A 19,715-nucleotide genomic window follows, 5' to 3' on the forward strand; every position below is an offset into this window, starting at 1 on the left:
GCTTACAGGAGGTTGTCGATATGGAAAAGTATATTATGGCTCTTGATCAGGGGACCACGAGTTCACGGGCCATTCTGTTTAACCACAATGGGGAGATTGTACATATCGCCCAGCAGGAGTTTCCGCAGTATTTCCCCAAGCCAGGATGGGTCGAGCAGAATGCAAATGAAATCTGGAGCTCCATTCTTGCGGTTATGGCTTCATGCTTGGCAGAGAGCGGAATTAAGCCTGCCCAGATTGCTGGAATCGGGATTACGAACCAGCGCGAGACGGTTGTGGTGTGGGACAAGGAAACAGGCCGCCCCATCTATAATGCCGTAGTCTGGCAGTCGAGACAAACTGCTGATATATGTGAAGAGCTGAAATCGAAGGGACTGGCAGACCTTTTTCGGGAGAAAACAGGACTGCTTATTGATCCCTATTTTTCCGGTACGAAAGTCAAGTGGGTTCTGGACCATGTGCCAGGAGCACGTGAACGCGCGGAGCAGGGAGAACTGCTATTTGGCACGATCGACAGCTGGCTGATCTGGAAGCTCAGTGGAGGTACCCATGTGACGGACGTATCCAATGCCTCCCGTACATTGATGTACAACATCTATGATCTGCAATGGGATGACGAACTGCTCCGTATTCTCGATATTCCAAAAGCGATGCTGCCGGAAGTGCGGGGCTCCTCTGAAGTGTATGCGCACACGATGGATTATCATTTCTTCGGCCACCGGGTTCCCATTGCTGGCGCAGCGGGGGATCAGCAGGCAGCCCTGTTCGGTCAGGGATGTTATCACAAGGGCAGTATGAAAAACACATATGGTACCGGGTGCTTCATGCTCATGAATACCGGGAAAGATCCGGTAAAGTCGGACCATGGATTGATCACAACGATTGCCTGGGGTGTTAATGGCAAGGTGGAGTATGCACTCGAAGGCAGCATTTTTGTGGCAGGCTCTGCCATTCAGTGGCTGCGTGACGGATTAAGGATGCTGCGTTCCTCCAAGGATAGTGAGGATTATGCTGCACGGGTGCCTTCCACAGACGGTGTGTATATGGTACCGGCCTTCGTGGGGCTAGGTAGTCCGTATTGGGACAGCGAGGTGAAAGGTGCCGTATTCGGCCTGACACGCGGCACTACGAAGGAACATTTTATTCGTGCGACGCTTGAAGCGCTGGCGTATCAAACCAAGGATGTCCTGGCAGCTATGGAATCCGACTCGGGCATTGACGTTCATTCTCTACGCGTCGATGGCGGCGCAGCGGCCAATGACTTTCTGATGCAATTCCAGAGCGACATTCTGGGCATTCCGGTTGAGCGCCCAACGGTGAACGAGACAACGGCTCTGGGGGCGGCTTATTTGGCAGGTCTTGCTGTCGGGTACTGGGAAAGTGCCGATGAACTGAAGGATCATGAGAACACGGAGCGCGTATTCAATCCGCTGATGGAAGAGGATACCAGAAATGATCTGTACGCGGGTTGGCAGCGAGCAGTGAAGGCTGCGATGGCCTTCAAATAAGTAGGATTATGAAGATACGGTCATTTGTACTTTTTCGTTAAATAAATGCTATAGATGATAATTACTGGTGGAAAATGATGCATAACTTACAGGAGATATTTTCCTGGGGAACGAAATCCATATATCCATGATTAGGAAAATAAAGAGGTTAGTGGATCAGATTGAAATTACGTCCTTGGGCAGAACAACTTTTTGAATTTTTTTTGAATAATGTGTCATTTCAGGCCTTCACGCCGCTCAAAATGTGTGATAGGATTAAAGCACAAGTTAAAAAATGATGTCTGGAGATCGGGAGAGACCACGTACCGCTCAGCAATTGCTGCAGCGAATGACGTGGTCTTTTTTTGTTCTTTTTTGAAGGTGGGTTAGCAAAAATAAAGGAAATGAATGGGAGGCATACCGATGACTTCACCTTTCTCGGCAGCGATGCGCGGCGAGTATCTTCAATCCATGGCGAATGCACATTTTGACATATTGGTTATAGGCGGAGGGATCACTGGGGCAGGCATTGCCCTTGATGCAGCGTCCCGCGGACTGAAGACCGCGCTGGTTGAAATGCAGGATTTTGCAGCGGGCACGTCCAGCCGTTCAACCAAACTGGTCCACGGAGGTTTACGATATCTGAAGCAGTTCGAAGTGAGAATGGTAGCTGAGGTAGGACGCGAACGGGCAATTGTCTATGAAAATGGACCTCATGTGACGACACCGGAGCCGATGCTCCTGCCCATTTATACGGGAGGTACGTTTGGGCGCTTCAGCACTTCCATTGGTTTGATGGTGTATGACCGGCTCGCGGGTGTGAAGCGCAGCGAACGCCGTACGATGCTAAACGCTGGAGCTGTCTCGGACAGCGAACCTTTGCTGCGCCGAGAGGGACTGCTGGGTGGCGGGTTATATGTGGAATACCGGACGGATGATGCACGGCTTACCATCGAAGTGATGAAAGAAGCGGTAAAGCGTGGAGCCCAAGCTGTGAATTATGTAAAAGCAGACGGGTTTGTGAAGGAAAACGGAAAGATCATTGGCATCGAGGCCACAGACCAGATCTCAGGCCAACGTGTTCAATTAAGGGCAAGCAAGGTAATCAATGCTTCGGGTCCATGGGTGGATGAGCTCCGCAAGGTAGATGGTTCACGTCAGGGCAAGACGCTGCAAATGACCAAAGGCATTCATCTGGTGTTCGACGGATCAAGGTTTCCTCTACGGCAAGCTGTATATTTTGATACGCCTGATGGGCGAATGGTTTTCGCGGTTCCGCGGGATGGCAAAACATACGTGGGTACCACCGATACTGTTTTCCAGGATGACCCGGCGCATCCTCTGATCTCTGAAGCAGATCGGGATTATGTAATCGATGCGGTAAATGGCATGTTTCCAGATATCCAGATTCGTGCCGAAGATGTGGAATCGGGCTGGGCTGGCATACGTCCATTAATCCATGAGGAGGGCAAGAGTCCTTCCGAAATCTCACGCAAGGATGAAGTGTGGGTCTCTCCCTCCGGACTGATCACCATTGCGGGGGGTAAGCTGACCGGGTATCGCAAAATGGCTGAAATGGTCGTTGATCTGGCAGCCAGGGAGCTGAAGCAGGAAACAGGTAAATCGATTGGGCCATGCATAACCAAGAAGATGCCGATTTCCGGTGGGGACGTTGGTGGCTCAGCAGGATACTCCGTCTATATAGAGCGCAAGATTAAGGATGGGGTAGCACTCGGACTCAATCGGCAAGCTGCAGAGCGGCTGGCTCGTACCTATGGATCCAATGTGGATGCCCTGTATGACCGGTTGCCTGATCCACGGGCCAAGGCGGAACTGCATGGCATGCCGCAGGAACTGCTGCTCATGCTGAATTATGCAATTGAGGAAGAAATGGCCGTAACCCCGGCAGACTTCCTGGTGCGACGAACAGGCGATTTATTTTTCCGAATTGACGAGGTGCGTCAGTATAAGTCGGCAGTTATCCAATACATGAATGATCGGCTGTGCTGGACGGATGAGCAGAGAACAGGGTATGAACAAGAACTGGACCGGCTGATATTGGGGGCATCTGGCAAAATATAATGCAGGATTTCGTATTCGGGGGTCGAATGGAACATGTAAGCGCGTAACAAAGAGAGGGGATTACATCCATGACGTTACAGATTGGCATCATTGGAACAGGCTGGTTCAGCAAAGTCCATGCAGATATTTTGGCACGAATGGAAGGCGTCCGTGTGGCAAGTGTGCTCGGGACCACCTTGGAGAAAGCTGAGGCCATGGCTTCCGTGTATGATGCAGCTGGCTACAGCGAGCTTGAACATATGCTGGATGGGGAGAAGCTGGATGCAGTTTACATCTGCGTTCCGCCAATGTCACATGGTACGATTGAATCGGAACTGATTCGTCGCGGCATCCCTTTCCTTGTGGAGAAACCACTAAGCACAGGAATGGAAATTCCGCGCAACATTTTAGATCAGGTGAAGGATACAGGTTTGCTTACTTCGGTAGGTTATCACTTTCGCTATCAGGAAGCCGCTCAGGTGCTTCGGGGGGCAATGAAGGATCAGACGATTGGCATGGCACTTGGACGCTGGATGGGCGGGATGCCAGGCGTTGCCTGGTGGCGCCGTCAGGATGGATCCGGAGGGCAGTTTGTCGAGCAGACAACACATATTGTGGATCTGCTCCGATATTGTGCAGGAGAAGTTACTGAGGTGTATGCTGCAGCAGCCCAGCGTGTGATGCATGAGAAACATGATCATGTTACCGTGGCAGATGTAGCGAATGTTACGCTTAAGCTGGAGAGCGGTGCCATTGCGAGCATTGCCAATACATGCCTGCTGCCGGATGGAGAAGGCGGTGCCGGACTTCAGTTCTACACGGAAGCGGGAGTATGGGACTGGACACCAGACCGTCTGCTGCTGCCAAGTGCTGCTGCCCACGCGATGGCGGGTCAGGAGATTCCGGCAGGACATAACCCGTATGAACGGGAGAACGAGGCGTTCATTCATGCTCTTCGGACGGGTGACCGTACGCGGATTCTGTCTGATTACGCGGATGCCTGCCGTACGCAGGAGATTACAACAGCAGCGCTGGCATCTGCCGATTCCGGTCTGCCGGTGCAGCTGAAGCCTATTAAGAACCTTTCACATTAAATTACGTAATAGTTAAATTGCAGTTCAAGAAAAAAGCCTGAATGGGAAGCTGATCTGAAGAAGATCAGCACCTATTCAGGCTTTTGGTGTTTTAGATTAGAGGGATCTGCATTGCTATCGTTTCAGCCAGTCGGAGGACCAGCCATAAATTTGGTTGATCACCGGCTCAATAGCCTTGCCTTTGGGGGTCAGCTCGTATTCAACCCGTGGCGGAATTTCAGGATACATATGACGGGTTACGATGCCTTCCATCTCCATTTCCTTCAACCGTTCGGATAACAGACGGCCGCTAATGGCCATTTCCGCTTCCAGCTCCGTGAAGCGCTTAGGTCCGGAGAGCAGCTGATACATGATCAGCAGAACCCACTTCTTACCAATAATGTCCATGGCTTGTGTGATCAAACAGGGACTTGGTGATTTTGCTTTTCTCAGCTTCAACGTGTTCACCTCAATTCGCATAACAATGTAGGAATGGTCCAACTTTCTTGTATATAAAAAAAGTGCCTGGCTTACCGCCACTCTGACGAAAAATAAGAAGCATTCATTCATAAAGGTTACGGCAAAAATCCATGCAACAACCCTTTTGTATGTATTATACACTATTTATCAAAAAATTACTTGAATAAATAATCTTATTATTATATACTCACTTCATAAAAGTAAGCCAGTATCCAATAATACCTAATAGATAGATATGGACCACATTATTCGTTCGCATGTTAGCTTGAAAACCGAGTCGTCGCAAGACGGCTTTGACATAGATTTAGCATCTTGCAGATTTGAATTGAATACGCAATGTGCAGCAGTCAAGATGCTCCAGCTTTACTTTTCATCTAACCTTTAGATCAGTTACAGGAGGAACATACATAATGAAAGTTATTGGATATATTTTTCTGGTAGTGCTTGCAGGTGTATTTGTGATGACGGGGCTTAACAAGGTGATGGGTGCCGAGATGATGGTACAGACATTCGAAAGCTTCTCGTATCCCAAGTGGACGATGTATCTGCTCGGCGCGGTAGAACTGCTTAGTGCAGTGGGTTTATTGATCCCGCGTACCCGCATGGTAGCAGCAGGTGTACTGACATTTATTCTGATTGGTGCACTCGGAAGTCATCTGATCTACGGACAATACGGGGCTATTGCTCTTCCAGCGATCCTGCTCGTTGCCAATATTGTTATTCTGGCGATCGGTATGCGCAAGCTGGAGGAAGAAGAGGTCCTGGAAGTTGTTCAGGCGTAACCTAATTAGACCAACGTATAGATTGAATAACCTAAAGAGGGCGGCTGTGAAAACAGTTGCCCTCTTTTACGATGCCTTCATGTAATTCATTTTTCTTTAGATTGTAAAAAATGATCACAGGCTTCTCTGCGCTCGGGTGGTGATCCGCCTTGTGGCCTTCGTATCTGACATCTGCAGCCAGGTGCTACAGACCTGGCGAACCCAATCCGGATTCGATTTGCTGGCATCATTCAACCAGTTGCTAACCGAATCCTGCACATATTTGTCCTGATCGGATTTCACCAGTTCCAGCAGGGGAAGAGCTAAGGCCGGGTTTTCTTTTAGCACCTGAATATGCTTGGCCCAAACGCCGTGGGGTCTAATGGATTCAATGGCGAAGCGTCTGATTCGCGGATCAGGATCAGCTGTCCAGGGTAGAAGGTGCTTCAGGGCAATGGGTAACTCGATTATGATCGGCTCACGTACAGCCATCCAGGCAATCTCGCGTACACCGAAATGGGGGTCTGCGGCGAAGGGGCGGATGCGATCAAGCTTTTCATTTAAGCTCAGTTGCGAATTCATTCCAATCATGTAAGCTGCCCAGCAGCGAACGCTGTCTGAATGATGCTGGGCAATGGAATAGAAAAGTTGGGTCCGATATTCAGTATCCTTGTGCTCCATGAGAGCAAGCCAAGCAAGAGCTATAGCCGGGATGAGCTTCATAATTCGCTGCTCATTCAACTGTTGTAACTGCTGAATAATTTCTAGGGTATCCTCGATCATTTCCCAATCTTGGGTGATTTGCTGAAATAGAAGGATGTGATCGACTGCGAGCCATTCCGTCAGGTTGACGGATTCGATCTGTCCGGATTGGAGAAGGTTGCGGACATGCTCCGGAATATCCGCCGCTTTGCGAGCACCTTTTCGTAGAAGAATATCACTTGGGATCGTTGCGTGTGCCTTTGCTTGCATGACTAAGCTCCTCCTTGTACACGTGTCCTATACCTACACGATACAGTGAGCAGCGGGCTGGAGATGTAATCCATCTTACATGTGGGCAGACAGGTCGTGCATGGAGGTCATTGCATCCCGATGCAGGGATACCGACTTGAAACCGGTACGGATTCTCCCGGCTTTTGAGAGCTCCTGCAGTACGACAGTAACCGATTCCCGGCTTGCCCCTACCATCCAGGCAATCTCCTGATGGGTCAGTGCGAGATGGATTCGGAAGTAATCCTCTTCCTCAGTCGATCCCATCTGGCTGGCTAGTCGTAAGAGAGCATGCATAATTTTATCATGGAGATTCCCGAGGGCCAGCTTCTGTGTTAGCTCACTCATGTTCTTAATCCGCTCGCTCAGCACCTTCATCAGGTTCATCATGAATGCGGGATGTTCAAGCAGAAACTGGTCAAAACGCTGGCGGTTCATCAGGCAAATGTCGGATTCCTCCATCGTTTCGATATACATTGCCCGTGTACCAAGCGAGATACCGTTCATTTCTCCAAACACGTTGCCTTCTTTCAGAATATCGAGTGTAAACTGCTTTCCTTCTGAACTCAGTGTATAGAGGCGGATGGCCCCTCTTTTCACAAAATAAAAGCCTTCAGTAAATGTATCCGGGGTCTGAATCGATGTATTTTTGGACAGGGTGGTGATGGATGTCATGCTGTCCATTTCGACAAGATCCGCTTCGGACAGACTGGACAGCAGATTAAACTGGGATAAATACAGCATGTTGTTCATGCTACTCTCCTCCATATCAATAAACGGATAAAAAAAGAAGAACCCACACATACACAGGGTTCTCTTGCAGTAGGACTTCCTCATCGGGAAGATCTCCTGATTATAAATAATAAAATGAAATCGTATTATAGCAATTTCTTTAATTGGGAGACGCGTCCTTGGCTAATACCAAGTTTTTCCGCAATCTGCTGCTGAGCCAAACCAGGATTCTGTTCAACAATTTCTTTCATCTGTTGCAGCATGCGAGCCGTCTTGGGCCTCAGGTCAGGATACTCAGTGCTGGCAGGTACAGTTCCCTCATCCCATGTGGGAGACGAGACTTTGGCGGAATCGGCTGCAGGACGCTCCACGGCTGCAGGAGCCTGTTTGTTCTGAGGAACGAACCATTCGGGAGTGTCATCCGGGTGTTTTAATTGAACAGCACACGTCCGGCAGATGAATTGCTCTTTGAAATACATATCCGTATCCATATCACCGCAAAACACACACAACGTTGATTTGTACTTTCTCAAAATCAACTCTTTCCCCTCAATGAAAAACTCAAGCGGATCGCCGATATGGATTTCCATCGTATCCCGCATTTCTTTGGGAAGGACAATTCGTCCAAGGCGGTCCAGAGATCTCTTCATTCCGGTTCTTTTCATCGCATCTCCCCCGCAATATTCGCTTATAAAACATGTCCTTATTGTAAGGAAGAAAGGGCTTTAATACAACAATAATATTTCAAATAATAGGGACAATTCTATCTATTATGGGAAAATAAGTTTAGAAAGAATGGGAGCCACCGCCAGAGTGAACAATGCAGCGAGTACCATGGAGATACTGGAGATGGTTCCTGTCAGGGAACTGAGCTCAAAAGCTTTGGAAGTCCCTGTGCCGTGGGCACCCGTTCCGAGCAGGGTTCCGCGGGCAATCTCTCCATCAATGCGGAGCATTTTAACGATAGAAGGACCCATAATCGCCCCAAGCAAACCGGTCATGATGACAAAAACAGCAGTAACAGCCGGGATCCCCCCAATGGTAGCTGAGACATTCATGGCAATCGGAGTTGTAATGGAACGCGGAATCAGGCTGTGAATCAGCCCGGAGTCCAGCTGAAGCCATTTGGCGAGCAGGGCTGACGAGAGTACGGCAACTACCGATCCGGTCATGACACTGAAGACAATCTCGGATATATGCTTTTTGAGCACATGGAAAAAGGTATAGAGCGGTACAGCAAAAGCTACCGTAGCCGGTTGCAGCAGCAGACTAAGCCATTTGCCGCCGCTGCTGTAATCTGCATAATCCGTCCCGGTCGCAAGCAGCACGCCAACAACAAGCAGGGGCGTGATCAGCAGTGGAGACAGATACACCTTGGGCAATTGGCGATACATGCGTTTGGCAATCAAGTAAATACCGACAGTTAACAACAAGCAGAGAAATCCGATCATCCGGTGTGACGCTCCTTTCGTTTGGCGATTCGTGTGGCAACCAGGCCGGTGCAGACCATAACCAGAAATGTACTCAGCAGGACGATGAACAGAATCTGCAGTCCGTCATGTTCAAGCATGGGCATGTAGTTCATGATGCCAACGGCTGAAGGAATGAAGAACAGCAGCAGTTCTCCCAGCAGCCAGGCGGCTCCGACTTCAATCCAGCGCAGCTTCACGACCCGAGTCTGAAGCAAAATAAACAGTACAACCATACCGAGTATCGAACCCGGCACAGGCAAATGGAGAGCACGGGCCAACTGGTCCATGAGCAGTGAAAAGACCATGAGGAGAGCAACCTGCAATATCCCAAGTCCCCATTTTTTCACTTCAATTCCTCCTTATATTATCAACGTGATTGATTTATTTTTTATGAAAATGAATGGAAACACACTTTCTTGTTACCAATTTTACATCGCATTCTTTCATGAGTAAAATGCATATTAAGAATGTTTTCTATTCCATTTATCTATGAGAGGCTGGAATCAGACGATGGATATCCGCCATTTGCAATATTTTCTGGAAGTCGCTAGGCAGCAGAGCTTTACTAAGGCAGCCGAGGTGTTATATATCACCCAACCAACTATCAGCAAAACCGTGAAAAGTCTTGAAGATGAGCTGGGAGTCACGCTGCTGGATCGGTATGGCAAGAGAGTCGAATTGACCGATGCAGGGCATGTTTTTTTTCGTCAGGCACTGGAAATTGAAAAATCGTTTCGCAGCTTGTCGTCTGAACTCGATGATCTGATGAACCTGAAAAAAGGACATCTGCGTATCGGACTGCCGCCCATGGTGGGCTCGAGCTTTTTCCCCATGATCATCGGTGAATTTCATAAGGCCTATCCGCAAGTGAGCATTCAACTGTTTGAGGATGGTGCGAAAAAAGTAGAAGCCGATGTCATCAGTGGTGCACTGGATATTGGTGTAGCAGTGCTGCCGACGGTGGATGAGCTGCTCGATCATTTTGTGTTCGTGGAAGAAAAGCTGAATCTGCTCGTTCACCCTTCGCATCCGCTGGCGGGCAAAGAATCGGTTGCCCTGCGTGAGCTGGAGCATGATGCCTTTGTGCTGTTCAGGGAGGATTTTGCCCTGCATGATCGGATCATTGCTGCCTGTCAGCATGTAGGATTCCATCCGAGGGTTGTCTATGAGAGCTCCCAGTGGGATTTGCTCAGTGCAATGGTCGCTGCCAATCTGGGTGTGGCATTACTCCCCGAGACCATCTGCCGTGAAGTGGATCATATGCGTGTACGCATTATGCCGGTTGTGGAACCCGTGATTCCTTGGCAGCTCGGCATGATCTGGCGCAAGGACCGATATCTTTCTTTTGCCACACGGGAATGGATCGGTTTCACCAAGGCGATGTTGAGCGAAGAAAGGAAATAGAAATTACTTCATTTCGTTGATACAATGAGAGCAGAATAATGATGGAGGTGGAGAAACATGAAATTGCGGGTATCCGCTGTACAGTACCAATTGCAAACCATCAGCTCCTTTGAGCAGTTTGCTGCTCAAGCCGAGCATTACATACGGACAGCCGACGAATTCGGAACTGAATTTGTGCTGTTCCCTGAATTTTTTACAACTCAGCTCATGTCCATTGGTGACGGTAAGGGCAACGCGCTGACCATTGAGGACTTGCCAGATTTTACGGAGCAGTATGAACAGCTGTTTACATCCCTGGCGGCGAAGTACAACATGCACCTGATCGGGGGAACCCATGTCATCCGGCGTGAAGGGAAGTTGTATAATACCGCCCACATGTTCTATCCGGATGGCCGTATTGCACGCCAGGCCAAGATCCATATTACACCGACCGAAGTACAGGAATGGAACATGGCACCGGGTGATGGCCTTGAAGTATTCGACACGGATAAAGGCAGAATTGCGATGCTGACCTGTTACGATATTGAGTTCCCGGAAATTGTGCGTATGGCAAAAGCCAAAGGAGCTGACGTCATCTTCTGTCCTTCCTGCACGGATGATCGCCATGGATTCTACCGGGTACGCTATACAAGTCATGCCCGTGCGGTAGAGAATCAGGTTTATGTTGTACTGACCGGAACAGTGGGCAATCTGCCGACAGTGGACTTCATGCGTGCCAACTACGGACAGGCTGCCATCATTACGCCGAATGATGTCCCGTTCCCGCCGCGCGGTATTCTGGCCGAAGGTGAGATTAACGATGATATGATCGTAACGGCAGATCTGGATCTGGATTTGCTATATGAAGTACGTGAGCGCGGATCTGTAACGACCTGGCGTGACCGCCGCACCGATCTATATACCGACTGGGAGTAGTCTGAGGCTTGAACTACCCGTATTGTCTGTTGGGAGGAGGAGATTATCAGCATGTATCAAAAAGAGATGTTGATTACCGGTCCGGATAAGCGCGGTAAGCCCGTAAAAGCTATCGTTCGTACGTATCAGGAGGCTGACTTCGATGAACTGATTCGCATCCAGGCCGAGAGCTTCCCTCCGCCTTATCCGGAAGAGCTGCTCTGGAACCATGAGCAGCTGGCCAGTCATGTAGCCAACTACCCGGATGGGGCCATCTGCATTGAGGTAGATGGTGAACTGGCGGGATCGATGACCTCGCTGCGCATGCAATGGGACCCTTCACATCCGGCAAGCCACACGTGGGTTGAAGTGACCGATGATGGGTATATTCGCAATCATCAGCCGGATGGCAACACGCTCTACATCGTTGATCTCTGCGTACGTCCGAAATTTCGCAAGTGGGGACTGGCACAGCTCATGATGCAGGCCATGTATCATCTGGTCATTGTACAGGGGCTCGACCGGCTGCTCGGTGCCGGGAGAATGCCCGGGTACCATCTGGTGGCAGATGAAATGACGGCTGAATCGTATCTGGAGCAGGTGGTATCCGGCGAGAAACACGATCCGGTAATCTCATTCCTGCTGCGCTGCGGGCGTATGCCAGTGGGCGTGGCGACGGAGTATCTGGATGATGAGGAGTCCTGCAACTATGCAGCCCTTATGGAATGGCGCAATCCGTTCAAGACATAATGCACATTTATCATTGGAGGTAGATGAATCCATGGAATTTACACGAATTACTTCGATTAATGATCCTTTGTTTGCCCAAATGCACAAGCTGATGCAGGAGATTTTCCCGCCTGAGGAAGTACTGGACTTCCCGCTGTGGCAGGAACCGCTGGAAGATCCAGGTATTCGCGTATTTGTGGCTGTGCATGAAGGGAACGTCGTGGGAGCGACAGAATACCGTTACTACGAAGACTGGAATGTGGCCATGACGGATTTTACGATTATCGGCCGCGAAGGTTTGGGCATTGGCAGTTTCCTTGCCAACCATCGGAAGCGTGACCTGCAGCAGCTTGCCGCGGCAAACGGCAAGGAACTGTTCGGCATGTTCGCCGAGATCTATAACCCGTATCTTAGCCAGGATCATGAATTTGGCGGCATTAAACCCATGGATCCGTATGTACGGCGCGAAGTGCTGTCCCACCTGGGATATCAACGACTGGATTTCCCGTATGTTCATCCTTCCTGGCAAGGGGACGGAGAAGCAGTGGGTGGACTTGACCTCTGCTTCATGCCGGGCAATGAGGCGCAGGGGGAGCTGCCAGCCAGCCTGGTGGCCGATTTCCTGAATCGCTATTATGCTGTACTGCCGAATAAACCGCAGGAATGGCTTGCCATGGTGGATCAGCTGAAAGCTCGCACTTCGGTGCCGCTGCTGCCTTTGTAATTACGAATCAGAAATACAGCATGACACAGCCTGCGAACGGCTGGAAATGCATAAAGCCCATGAAGCAGGATTCCATTCCTGTTTCATGGGCTTTTTAATAGATTGAATGACTGCTTCCAGCTACTTCTCTGTATTCCGGTCAGGCAGCTGTATTAAATAACTGTTGGACAAATGCATAAGATCCAAAGCACGCTCGTACTCGTCCTTGGTAATGTAACCTGAGGAGGACACTATGTCGTTATCCGTTGTGGCGGTTGCGGGAACAGCTGCCTCTTCCGATGACTCCTTTTTCGGTTCCGAACGGTTCTCCACCTGCCTGATGTCCTGCCTTCCGGCATCGGCAAGCGAGTAATGGGTTCCGTCACCATAACCGGTCTCCGGAATGAATAATGAGGCATCATTAAGCACAGAACCGGTAGGCAGATAATAGCGTTCCGGCAGCAGGTTGCCTGACTCCCGCAGCAGATCCTGCCCGAAGTGCAGTTGATCCTGGAGAGATGCTCCCGTGAGTCCGGCTATCGTTGGCAGAATGTCCACCTGTCCGCCGATCTGACCCAGCTGCTCTGCAGGCGTGACACCGGGAGCCGTAATGATGAGCGGAATGTTAATCATATCCGCGGATGTATACTCCCGGCCGTAGATTTCCTTCATTAGCTCTTTGTCGTCCCGGTCCAGCGAATAGATGGGCAGGCCGAGGTGGTCTCCGTATACCACCAGCAGGCTGTTTTCCCATAGTCCGCGTTGTTTTAAACCCTCAATGAACTGTCCCACCGCCTGATCGGCATAATGCTGGGATACCAGATAATCACCAGGCAGGGTGTCTGTGTACCGTTCTGGCAGCGTCAGACTAACCTTGCTTTCCGGCAAATGGTACGGGTGATGTGCAGACATGGAGATGATCTGTGCATAGAAGGGGGAGCCTTCTGCCTGCATCTCTTCCAATTTGTCGAGCGTTTTGGAATACAGCACCTCATCCGATGCCGAGAAAGCTATGGAATCCGCAGTGCCAAAATAGTCAATATCATAATATTGGTCAAAACCAAGCGCCTGGTAGAGCTGATCCCGATTCCAGAAACGAACATCGTTTGAATGGAATGTAGCTGTCTGATACCCGTTTGCGGACAACAGTTTGGGGAGACTTGGCAGGGCTTTATCGGCATAGACCGTAGATGCTGCTCCGTTTGGCGGTGTATAGAAGGATGTATTTACAACAAACTCGGCATCCGATGTATTCCCCTGACCTACCTGCTGATAGAAGTTCGGGAAAAACAGGCTTTCCTGTGCAAGCTGGTTGAGATGTGGTGTGACTTCCTGGCCATCCACCTTCAGACCAATCAGGAAATTCTGGAATGATTCCAGCTGGAGGACAATCACGTTCCGGCCTTTAGCTGCCCCCGAATCCACGATAGAGTCCAGCGCTGTCGTTTGTTTGATTTGATCGATGTGATCCTGATCAATCTCATCAAGCGGAACGGGTTTGTCAGGCCGATCCGCCAGAATGGTATATGCCTCGTAACCGAGGATACCCATTTGTTCCGCTTGCGTAATTTCGCTCATGCTTGCCCGGTTAGGATATATGTTCAGCATGCAGATTACCAGGGAAACCATCAGAATAACGGAGGCGACTCTGCGTCTGCTTCTACGGTCCAGAGGTATCTTTCCCGGACGTTCGGTAACGCCGAGCTTGATCCGGCGCCGGATCAGGATGCCGCCAATAATCAGAATATCCGCAAAAATAAACAAGTAATACGGGTCCAGCAGGGAGAACATGCTGCTCTTCACCGACGTCACCTGATTCACCTGCGCGAGCGCATGATAATTGACGATGACCCCGTAATATTTGTAATACATAATGGCAGCGAAAAAAATGCCTGACAGCACCAGGTTCAGCGCAAGATAGGCCCACATCCGTCTTTTGGCTGCAAACCACTCAATCAGACAAAAGCAGATCCAGATAAGCGGCAGCTCAGTGAGCAAAGGTTTCCATACCGGGATATCATCGAAAATGACGATCCAGGCCAGGGAGCTTTTGATAATCATGATCACGGTAAACAATATAAACGGTCCGCTTAGAAACCGGGTGAGTGAACTGCGTGACAACATAACCGCCTTCCCTTCCGAAGTTTCATTTAACAAGTATTATGCTACCTCATGGTATGCTGTGTCAAAAATAAGAAATATAAAAAGCCCCTCCCATTCAGGGAGAGGCCATGTGATCTGCTGCATAAGTAAAACTGGTGGGGTGCTTGAGTCTATCAGGCTACCCATTATTCTATCGTATATGTCGTGACATAAGAGGCTCTTGGAAACATGGCTGGTTTCTGTGCGGTCAGTCCTTCACTTGTACTGCGATTGCGGTGGGCATGATTGTATGCCTGAGACTGCTGCCAGCTTTTGAAGTGATCCTCAGACTCCCACAGGGTAAGTACAACATACGTATCGTCTTTCAGGGGACGGAGCACACGGATACCGACAAAACCTGGCTCATCCTCCACTTTGCGTGCACGGTTTTTGAACCGATTCTCGAAGTCACCACGGCCGTCTTCCGTCACCGGGATATTATTCAAAACCGCAAAGCTGCCGCCTGTCCAGGAGCCTGCGGCATCAAATGCCTCATATGCGGCTATGCTATCATCCGACTCAATATGAAGCAGACGTTCAGTCGTTTCGATGGCAAGACGAACCTGCTCCTCGCTCCGCAAGGTCAGATGCGGATATGCAGCGAGCACGTCCGGAATCGGGGAAGGAACCAAATAAATATACATGGAATCTGCCTCCTTAAATGTACGTTCCCCTTCAACATAGCATACGGGGAGGGACGAGTCCAATCTGCGGAATGGCTGGTTTGGCCAGGTCTTTTCATGATAAAGTAGAAAGACTAAAACAGAACGGGTGATCGTATGACAAATACCATTCGAATATCAGTCAGGCCTTTGGTTGAATATGTATACCGCAGCGGCAGTATTCGTCCCGGATTCCGCTCCAACGCATCCATGCAGGAAGGAACTCGAATTCACCAGCGGGTGCAGAAGGATTACACGGAAGAGGATCTGAAAGAAGTCGTGCTTGAAGCTGAAATCCGGCATGGAGACCTGGTCTATGTAATCGAAGGGCGATGTGATGGTCTGATTCGTCTGGAGGGTCAGCTGACGGTGGATGAGATCAAATCAACAGCCGGCAACCTGGATGATCTGGGCGACGGGCTTCCGGTCCACTGGGCGCAGGCCATCATGTATGCATATATGTATGCCGTTCAGCATGATGAGCCAAGAATGCAAGTGCAGCTTACCTACGTGCAGACCGTGAATAGTCAGGAGAGAAGATATCGGCGCATGCTCGAACGTGAGGAGCTTGAGCAATTTGCCGCTGAGGTCATCGCTGGATACGCTCCTTATGCCGAGATGATTGCTGCATATGAAGAGAAGCGGGATGTCACTGTTAAAGAACTGCCGTTTCCCTTTCGCAAATATCGGGAAGGGCAGCGCAAGCTGGCAGGGGCAGTATATCAGACCATCCGTGAAGGCAAGGGACTGATGGCCAAGGCCCCAACCGGAATTGGGAAAACAATGTCCGTCTTATTTCCCGCGGTGAAGGCGATTGGTGAAGGTGAAGCCAGTCGGTTGTTCTACCTTACGGCAAGAACGACGACTCGTGTTGCGGCAGAAGAGGCTTTTGCCAGAATGCAGGCGGAAGGGTTGAACATGCATGTGATCAGCCTGACTGCGAAGGACAAGATCTGCTTCAAGGAAGAAGAAGCCTGTGATACCGGACAATGCGGCATGTGTGAAGGGTATTACGATCGCATTAATGGGGCAGTGCTGGATATGCTGGAGCATGAAACATTGATGACACGCCCAGTCATCGAACAGTACGCGCGTAAACACCGGGTGTGTCCGTTCGAATTTTCACTGGATGCGGCATATGCGGCCGATGCAGTCATCTGTGACTATAACTACATTTTTGACCCGCGTATTTCCCTCAAACGCATGCTGGAGGAGCAGAAACGCAAAACGGTGCTGCTGGTGGATGAGGCGCATAATCTGGTCGATCGCGGCCGCATGATGTTCTCCGCTGAGCTGGAGAAGGCTGTTTTTCTGGATGTCAAAAGGGAGTTTAAGACGCTGGGCAGCAGTGTCGCTGCCGCGAAGGCCATTACAGACCATGCGGGAGCCATTGATAAGTACCTGATCACCCTGCGCAAAAATGGAGGAGAAGAGGGCAAGCTGCTGCAGCAGGAGGCACCGGAAGAACTGATTGAATTGCTGGAGCCCTTTGTCATGGTTGCGGAGCAGAATCTTGTGGAAGGCGGTTCGGGAAATGCCGAGACGGATCAACTGCTGCTGGATGCCTACTTCACAGCCCAGAACTTCCTGCGTATCGCCAAGCTGTATGATGAACGATTCGTCACGTTTGCCGAATGTGTACGAAGCGAAGTGAGAGTGAAGCTGTTCTGCCTTGATCCATCCGTGCTGCTCCGTCAGACAGCGAAAGGGTTCCGTTCCATCATTCATTTCTCGGCAACCTTGTCACCACTGGGATATTACCGGGACATGCTTGGTGCGGAGGAAGAGGACTACACGTTGCGTATCCCTTCACCCTTTCAGCGGGAACAATTGGATGTAAGGCTGCTTCCCTTGTCCATTCGCTACAAGGACCGGCAGCGTTCCAGGCAGCCGATTGCGAGCATGCTGCATCAGCTCGTATCCGAGTGGCCGCGGAGCAATCTGCTTGTCTTTTTCCCTTCGTATCCGTATATGCGTGAAGTCTACGAGACCTACATGCAGCTTCCTGGTGAGGCCGATACGGTCATGCAGGAACAGGGCATGAATGAGCTGGAAAGGGAGGCATTCCTGAATGCATTCCAGCCGCATCCGGAACGAACGAGGCTCGTATTCGCCGTGATGGGCGGCGTATTTTCAGAAGGGGTGGATCTGCCGGGAGATCGTCTTAATGGGGTCGTTGTGGTAGGTGCAGGGCTTCCCCAGATTGGACTGGAAAACAACGTGCTTCGTGACTATTTTGATCGCTCAGGACGTAATGGCTTTAATTATGCTTATGTTTTCCCAGGAATGAACAAAGTGCTGCAGGCAGGCGGCAGGCTGATTCGCACGGAAGAGGATACGGGCGTACTCGTATTGGTGGATGATCGCTTCACCCAGGAGCCGTATCGTTCCCTTCTGCCCGAGGAGTGGCTGGATTACAAGCGCATATCCCCTTCAACCGGAAACTTCTCTGCGGGTGATTGAAGCCTAGGCCAAAAAGGGTATTACTTGGATAGCAAACGAACGAACAAGGGCGAATACATATCCGTTCCAACGTCCGCTTCGAAAGCAATCAAGGAGGTCGGTTTTTGATGAAAAGGAATCATACGATGATGCAGTTTTTTGAATGGCATTTGGCTGCAGACGGTAAGCATTGGAAACGACTGGCCCAAATGGCTCCGGAGCTGAAAGCCAAAGGCATTGATTCGGTATGGGTGCCCCCTGTGACCAAAGCCATTACCCCGGAGGATACCGGATATGGTGTCTATGATCTGTACGATCTCGGGGAGTTCGACCAGAAAGGCAGTGTGCGGACGAAGTACGGTACCAAACAGGAATTGGTGGATGCCATTGCCGAGTGTCAGAAAAACGGTGTTGCCGTCTATGTTGACCTGGTGATGAACCATAAGGCCGGTGCCGACGAGAAGGAAGTGTTCAAAGTCATTGAAGTGGACCCTAACGACCGGACGAAGGAAATATCCAAACCGTTCGAGATCGAAGGCTGGACCAAATTTACGTTTCCGGGTCGTGGCGACCAATACTCGTCCTTCAAGTGGACCTCAGAGCACTTTAACGGTACGGACTTTGATGCCAAGACAGAACGCAGCGGCATATTCCGCATCGCAGGAGAGAACAAGAAATGGAATCAGAATGTCGATGACGAGTTCGGCAACTATGATTATCTGATGTTCGCCAATATCGATTACAATCACCCGCAGGTCCGCAAGGAGATGCTCCAATGGGGGAAATGGCTGATCGATACGCTGCAATGCAGTGGTTTCCGCCTGGATGCAATCAAGCATATAAACCATGAATTCATCAAGGAATTTGCAGCAGAGATGATTCGCAAGCGGGGGCAGGACTTCTACATCGTAGGCGAGTTCTGGAATTCCAATCTCGATGCCTGCCGTCAATTCCTGGATACGGTGGATTATCAGATCGACCTGTTCGATGTGTCCCTTCACTATAAGCTGCATGAGGCATCACTGGCAGGCAGAGATTTCGACCTGTCCAAAATCTTCGATGATACGCTCGTTCAGACACACCCAACGCATGCAGTAACATTTGTCGATAACCATGACTCCCAGCCGCATGAAGCACTGGAATCATGGATTGACGACTGGTTTAAACCCAGCGCGTATGCACTGACCCTGCTGCGCCGTGATGGGTATCCGGTCGTCTTTTACGGGGATTATTATGGTATTGGCGGTCCTGAACCTGTGGAGGGTAAAAAGGAGATTCTGGATATCTTGCTGTCTGCCCGTTATAACAAGGCTTATGGGGAACAGGAGGATTATTTCGATCATCCCAATACCATTGGATGGGTACGCCGCGGCGTGGAAGAAATCGAGGGCTCCGGTTGTGCGGTGGTGGTCTCCAACGGGGATGATGGCGAGAAACGAATGTTTGTCGGCGAACATCGTGCCGGTGAAGTATGGACCGATCTGACGCACAGCTGCGAGGATAGCATCACCATTGAGAAGGACGGCTGGGCTACGTTCCATGTGTGTGGCGGTGGCTTATCCGTATGGGCTTTGCCTGATGAAGAGACTGCGACGGAGTAAGATTTGATATAAATATAGACAACTAAACCACCTGAAATGGCGACGGAATGCCTGCAGGTGGTTTTTGTGCTGGGTCCAGCTT

18 protein-coding genes are annotated in these 19,715 nt (G+C 50.2%); 10 read left to right on the forward strand and 8 right to left on the reverse strand.

What is annotated here, in order from left to right:
• The first annotated feature begins 20 nt into the window (after nucleotides 1–20).
• The 3 genes from glpK to CHI14_RS20995 all read left to right on the forward strand — a co-directional run bounded on the left by glpK (nucleotide 21) and on the right by CHI14_RS20995 (nucleotide 4,642).
• A complete protein-coding gene (gene glpK, locus CHI14_RS20985; RefSeq protein ID WP_095290934.1) occupies nucleotides 21–1,508 on the forward strand; it encodes a glycerol kinase GlpK in 1,488 nt (495 codons plus the stop codon).
• Nucleotides 1,509–1,910: 402 nt separating this feature from the next.
• Nucleotides 1,911–3,569, forward strand: coding sequence for a glycerol-3-phosphate dehydrogenase/oxidase (locus tag CHI14_RS20990; protein WP_095290936.1), 1,659 nt, complete (start codon nucleotides 1,911–1,913; stop codon nucleotides 3,567–3,569).
• A 68-nt stretch (nucleotides 3,570–3,637) separates the two neighbouring features.
• The gene (locus CHI14_RS20995) at nucleotides 3,638–4,642 is read left to right on the forward strand and encodes a Gfo/Idh/MocA family protein (protein WP_095290938.1); all 1,005 of its coding nucleotides are present in this window, start codon (nucleotides 3,638–3,640) and stop codon (nucleotides 4,640–4,642) included.
• Nucleotides 4,643–4,756: 114 nt separating this feature from the next.
• Here CHI14_RS20995 and CHI14_RS21000 read toward each other — a convergent pair whose 3' ends face one another.
• On the reverse strand, nucleotides 4,757–5,029 hold the full coding sequence (locus CHI14_RS21000; RefSeq protein ID WP_236146850.1) for a winged helix-turn-helix transcriptional regulator: 273 nt from the start codon (nucleotides 5,027–5,029) through the stop codon (nucleotides 4,757–4,759).
• Between the two features lie 482 nt (nucleotides 5,030–5,511).
• Here CHI14_RS21000 and CHI14_RS21005 point away from each other — a divergent pair, with 482 nt between their 5' ends.
• On the forward strand, nucleotides 5,512–5,883 hold the full coding sequence (locus tag CHI14_RS21005; protein ID WP_095290939.1) for a DoxX family protein: 372 nt from the start codon (nucleotides 5,512–5,514) through the stop codon (nucleotides 5,881–5,883).
• Between the two features lie 114 nt (nucleotides 5,884–5,997).
• On the opposite strand, the gene CHI14_RS21010 is transcribed toward CHI14_RS21005, so the two are convergent.
• The 5 genes from CHI14_RS21010 to CHI14_RS21030 all read right to left on the reverse strand — a co-directional run bounded on the left by CHI14_RS21010 (nucleotide 5,998) and on the right by CHI14_RS21030 (nucleotide 9,403).
• Nucleotides 5,998–6,834 (reverse strand): DNA alkylation repair protein, encoded by an 837-nt coding sequence (locus CHI14_RS21010; protein ID WP_249281192.1) that lies wholly within the window; start codon nucleotides 6,832–6,834, stop codon nucleotides 5,998–6,000.
• 75 nt (nucleotides 6,835–6,909) lie between these two features.
• A complete protein-coding gene (locus tag CHI14_RS21015; protein ID WP_095290941.1) occupies nucleotides 6,910–7,605 on the reverse strand; it encodes a Crp/Fnr family transcriptional regulator in 696 nt (231 codons plus the stop codon).
• Between the two features lie 125 nt (nucleotides 7,606–7,730).
• Nucleotides 7,731–8,249, reverse strand: a complete 519-nt coding sequence (locus tag CHI14_RS21020; protein ID WP_095290943.1) for an AbrB/MazE/SpoVT family DNA-binding domain-containing protein — start codon at nucleotides 8,247–8,249, stop codon at nucleotides 7,731–7,733.
• A gap of 105 nt (nucleotides 8,250–8,354) precedes the next feature.
• On the reverse strand, nucleotides 8,355–9,035 hold the full coding sequence (locus CHI14_RS21025; protein WP_095290944.1) for a CidB/LrgB family autolysis modulator: 681 nt from the start codon (nucleotides 9,033–9,035) through the stop codon (nucleotides 8,355–8,357).
• Nucleotides 9,032–9,403, reverse strand: coding sequence for a CidA/LrgA family protein (locus tag CHI14_RS21030; protein WP_095290946.1), 372 nt, complete (start codon nucleotides 9,401–9,403; stop codon nucleotides 9,032–9,034). The genes CHI14_RS21025 and CHI14_RS21030 overlap by 4 nt, the downstream gene beginning before the upstream one ends.
• Before the next feature lie 163 nt (nucleotides 9,404–9,566).
• Here CHI14_RS21030 and cidR point away from each other — a divergent pair, with 163 nt between their 5' ends.
• From cidR to CHI14_RS21050, 4 genes are read left to right on the forward strand one after another with little or no spacing between them, the layout of a single operon-like run.
• Nucleotides 9,567–10,460 (forward strand): cidABC operon transcriptional activator CidR, encoded by an 894-nt coding sequence (cidR, locus tag CHI14_RS21035; protein ID WP_095290947.1) that lies wholly within the window; start codon nucleotides 9,567–9,569, stop codon nucleotides 10,458–10,460.
• A gap of 57 nt (nucleotides 10,461–10,517) precedes the next feature.
• Entirely contained in the window at nucleotides 10,518–11,375 is an 858-nt protein-coding gene (locus tag CHI14_RS21040) for a carbon-nitrogen hydrolase family protein (RefSeq protein WP_095290949.1), read from the forward strand.
• Between the two features lie 51 nt (nucleotides 11,376–11,426).
• Nucleotides 11,427–12,104 carry a GNAT family N-acetyltransferase gene (locus CHI14_RS21045; RefSeq protein ID WP_095290951.1) on the forward strand — a complete coding sequence of 226 codons (678 nt, stop codon included), beginning with the start codon at nucleotides 11,427–11,429 and terminating at the stop codon, nucleotides 12,102–12,104.
• Between the two features lie 31 nt (nucleotides 12,105–12,135).
• Nucleotides 12,136–12,807, forward strand: a complete 672-nt coding sequence (locus CHI14_RS21050; RefSeq protein WP_095290952.1) for a GNAT family protein — start codon at nucleotides 12,136–12,138, stop codon at nucleotides 12,805–12,807.
• Between the two features lie 120 nt (nucleotides 12,808–12,927).
• On the opposite strand, the gene CHI14_RS21055 is transcribed toward CHI14_RS21050, so the two are convergent.
• The gene (locus CHI14_RS21055; protein WP_481856440.1) at nucleotides 12,928–14,910 is read right to left on the reverse strand and encodes an LTA synthase family protein; all 1,983 of its coding nucleotides are present in this window, start codon (nucleotides 14,908–14,910) and stop codon (nucleotides 12,928–12,930) included.
• 164 nt (nucleotides 14,911–15,074) lie between these two features.
• On the reverse strand, nucleotides 15,075–15,572 hold the full coding sequence (locus tag CHI14_RS30710) for an antibiotic biosynthesis monooxygenase family protein (protein WP_095290954.1): 498 nt from the start codon (nucleotides 15,570–15,572) through the stop codon (nucleotides 15,075–15,077).
• A gap of 135 nt (nucleotides 15,573–15,707) precedes the next feature.
• Here CHI14_RS30710 and CHI14_RS21065 point away from each other — a divergent pair, with 135 nt between their 5' ends.
• Complete coding sequence (locus CHI14_RS21065; protein ID WP_095290955.1) at nucleotides 15,708–18,053, forward strand: helicase C-terminal domain-containing protein; 2,346 nt, start codon at nucleotides 15,708–15,710, stop codon at nucleotides 18,051–18,053.
• Between the two features lie 107 nt (nucleotides 18,054–18,160).
• Nucleotides 18,161–19,633: an alpha-amylase gene (locus CHI14_RS21070; protein WP_095290957.1), complete on the forward strand. Its 1,473-nt coding sequence runs from the start codon at nucleotides 18,161–18,163 to the stop codon at nucleotides 19,631–19,633.
• Nucleotides 19,634–19,715 lie beyond the last annotated feature (82 nt).

Origin of the sequence: Paenibacillus sp. 7516 (assembly GCF_002272715.1) — a bacterium.
GTDB lineage: Bacteria > Bacillota > Bacilli > Paenibacillales > Paenibacillaceae > Paenibacillus > Paenibacillus illinoisensis_A.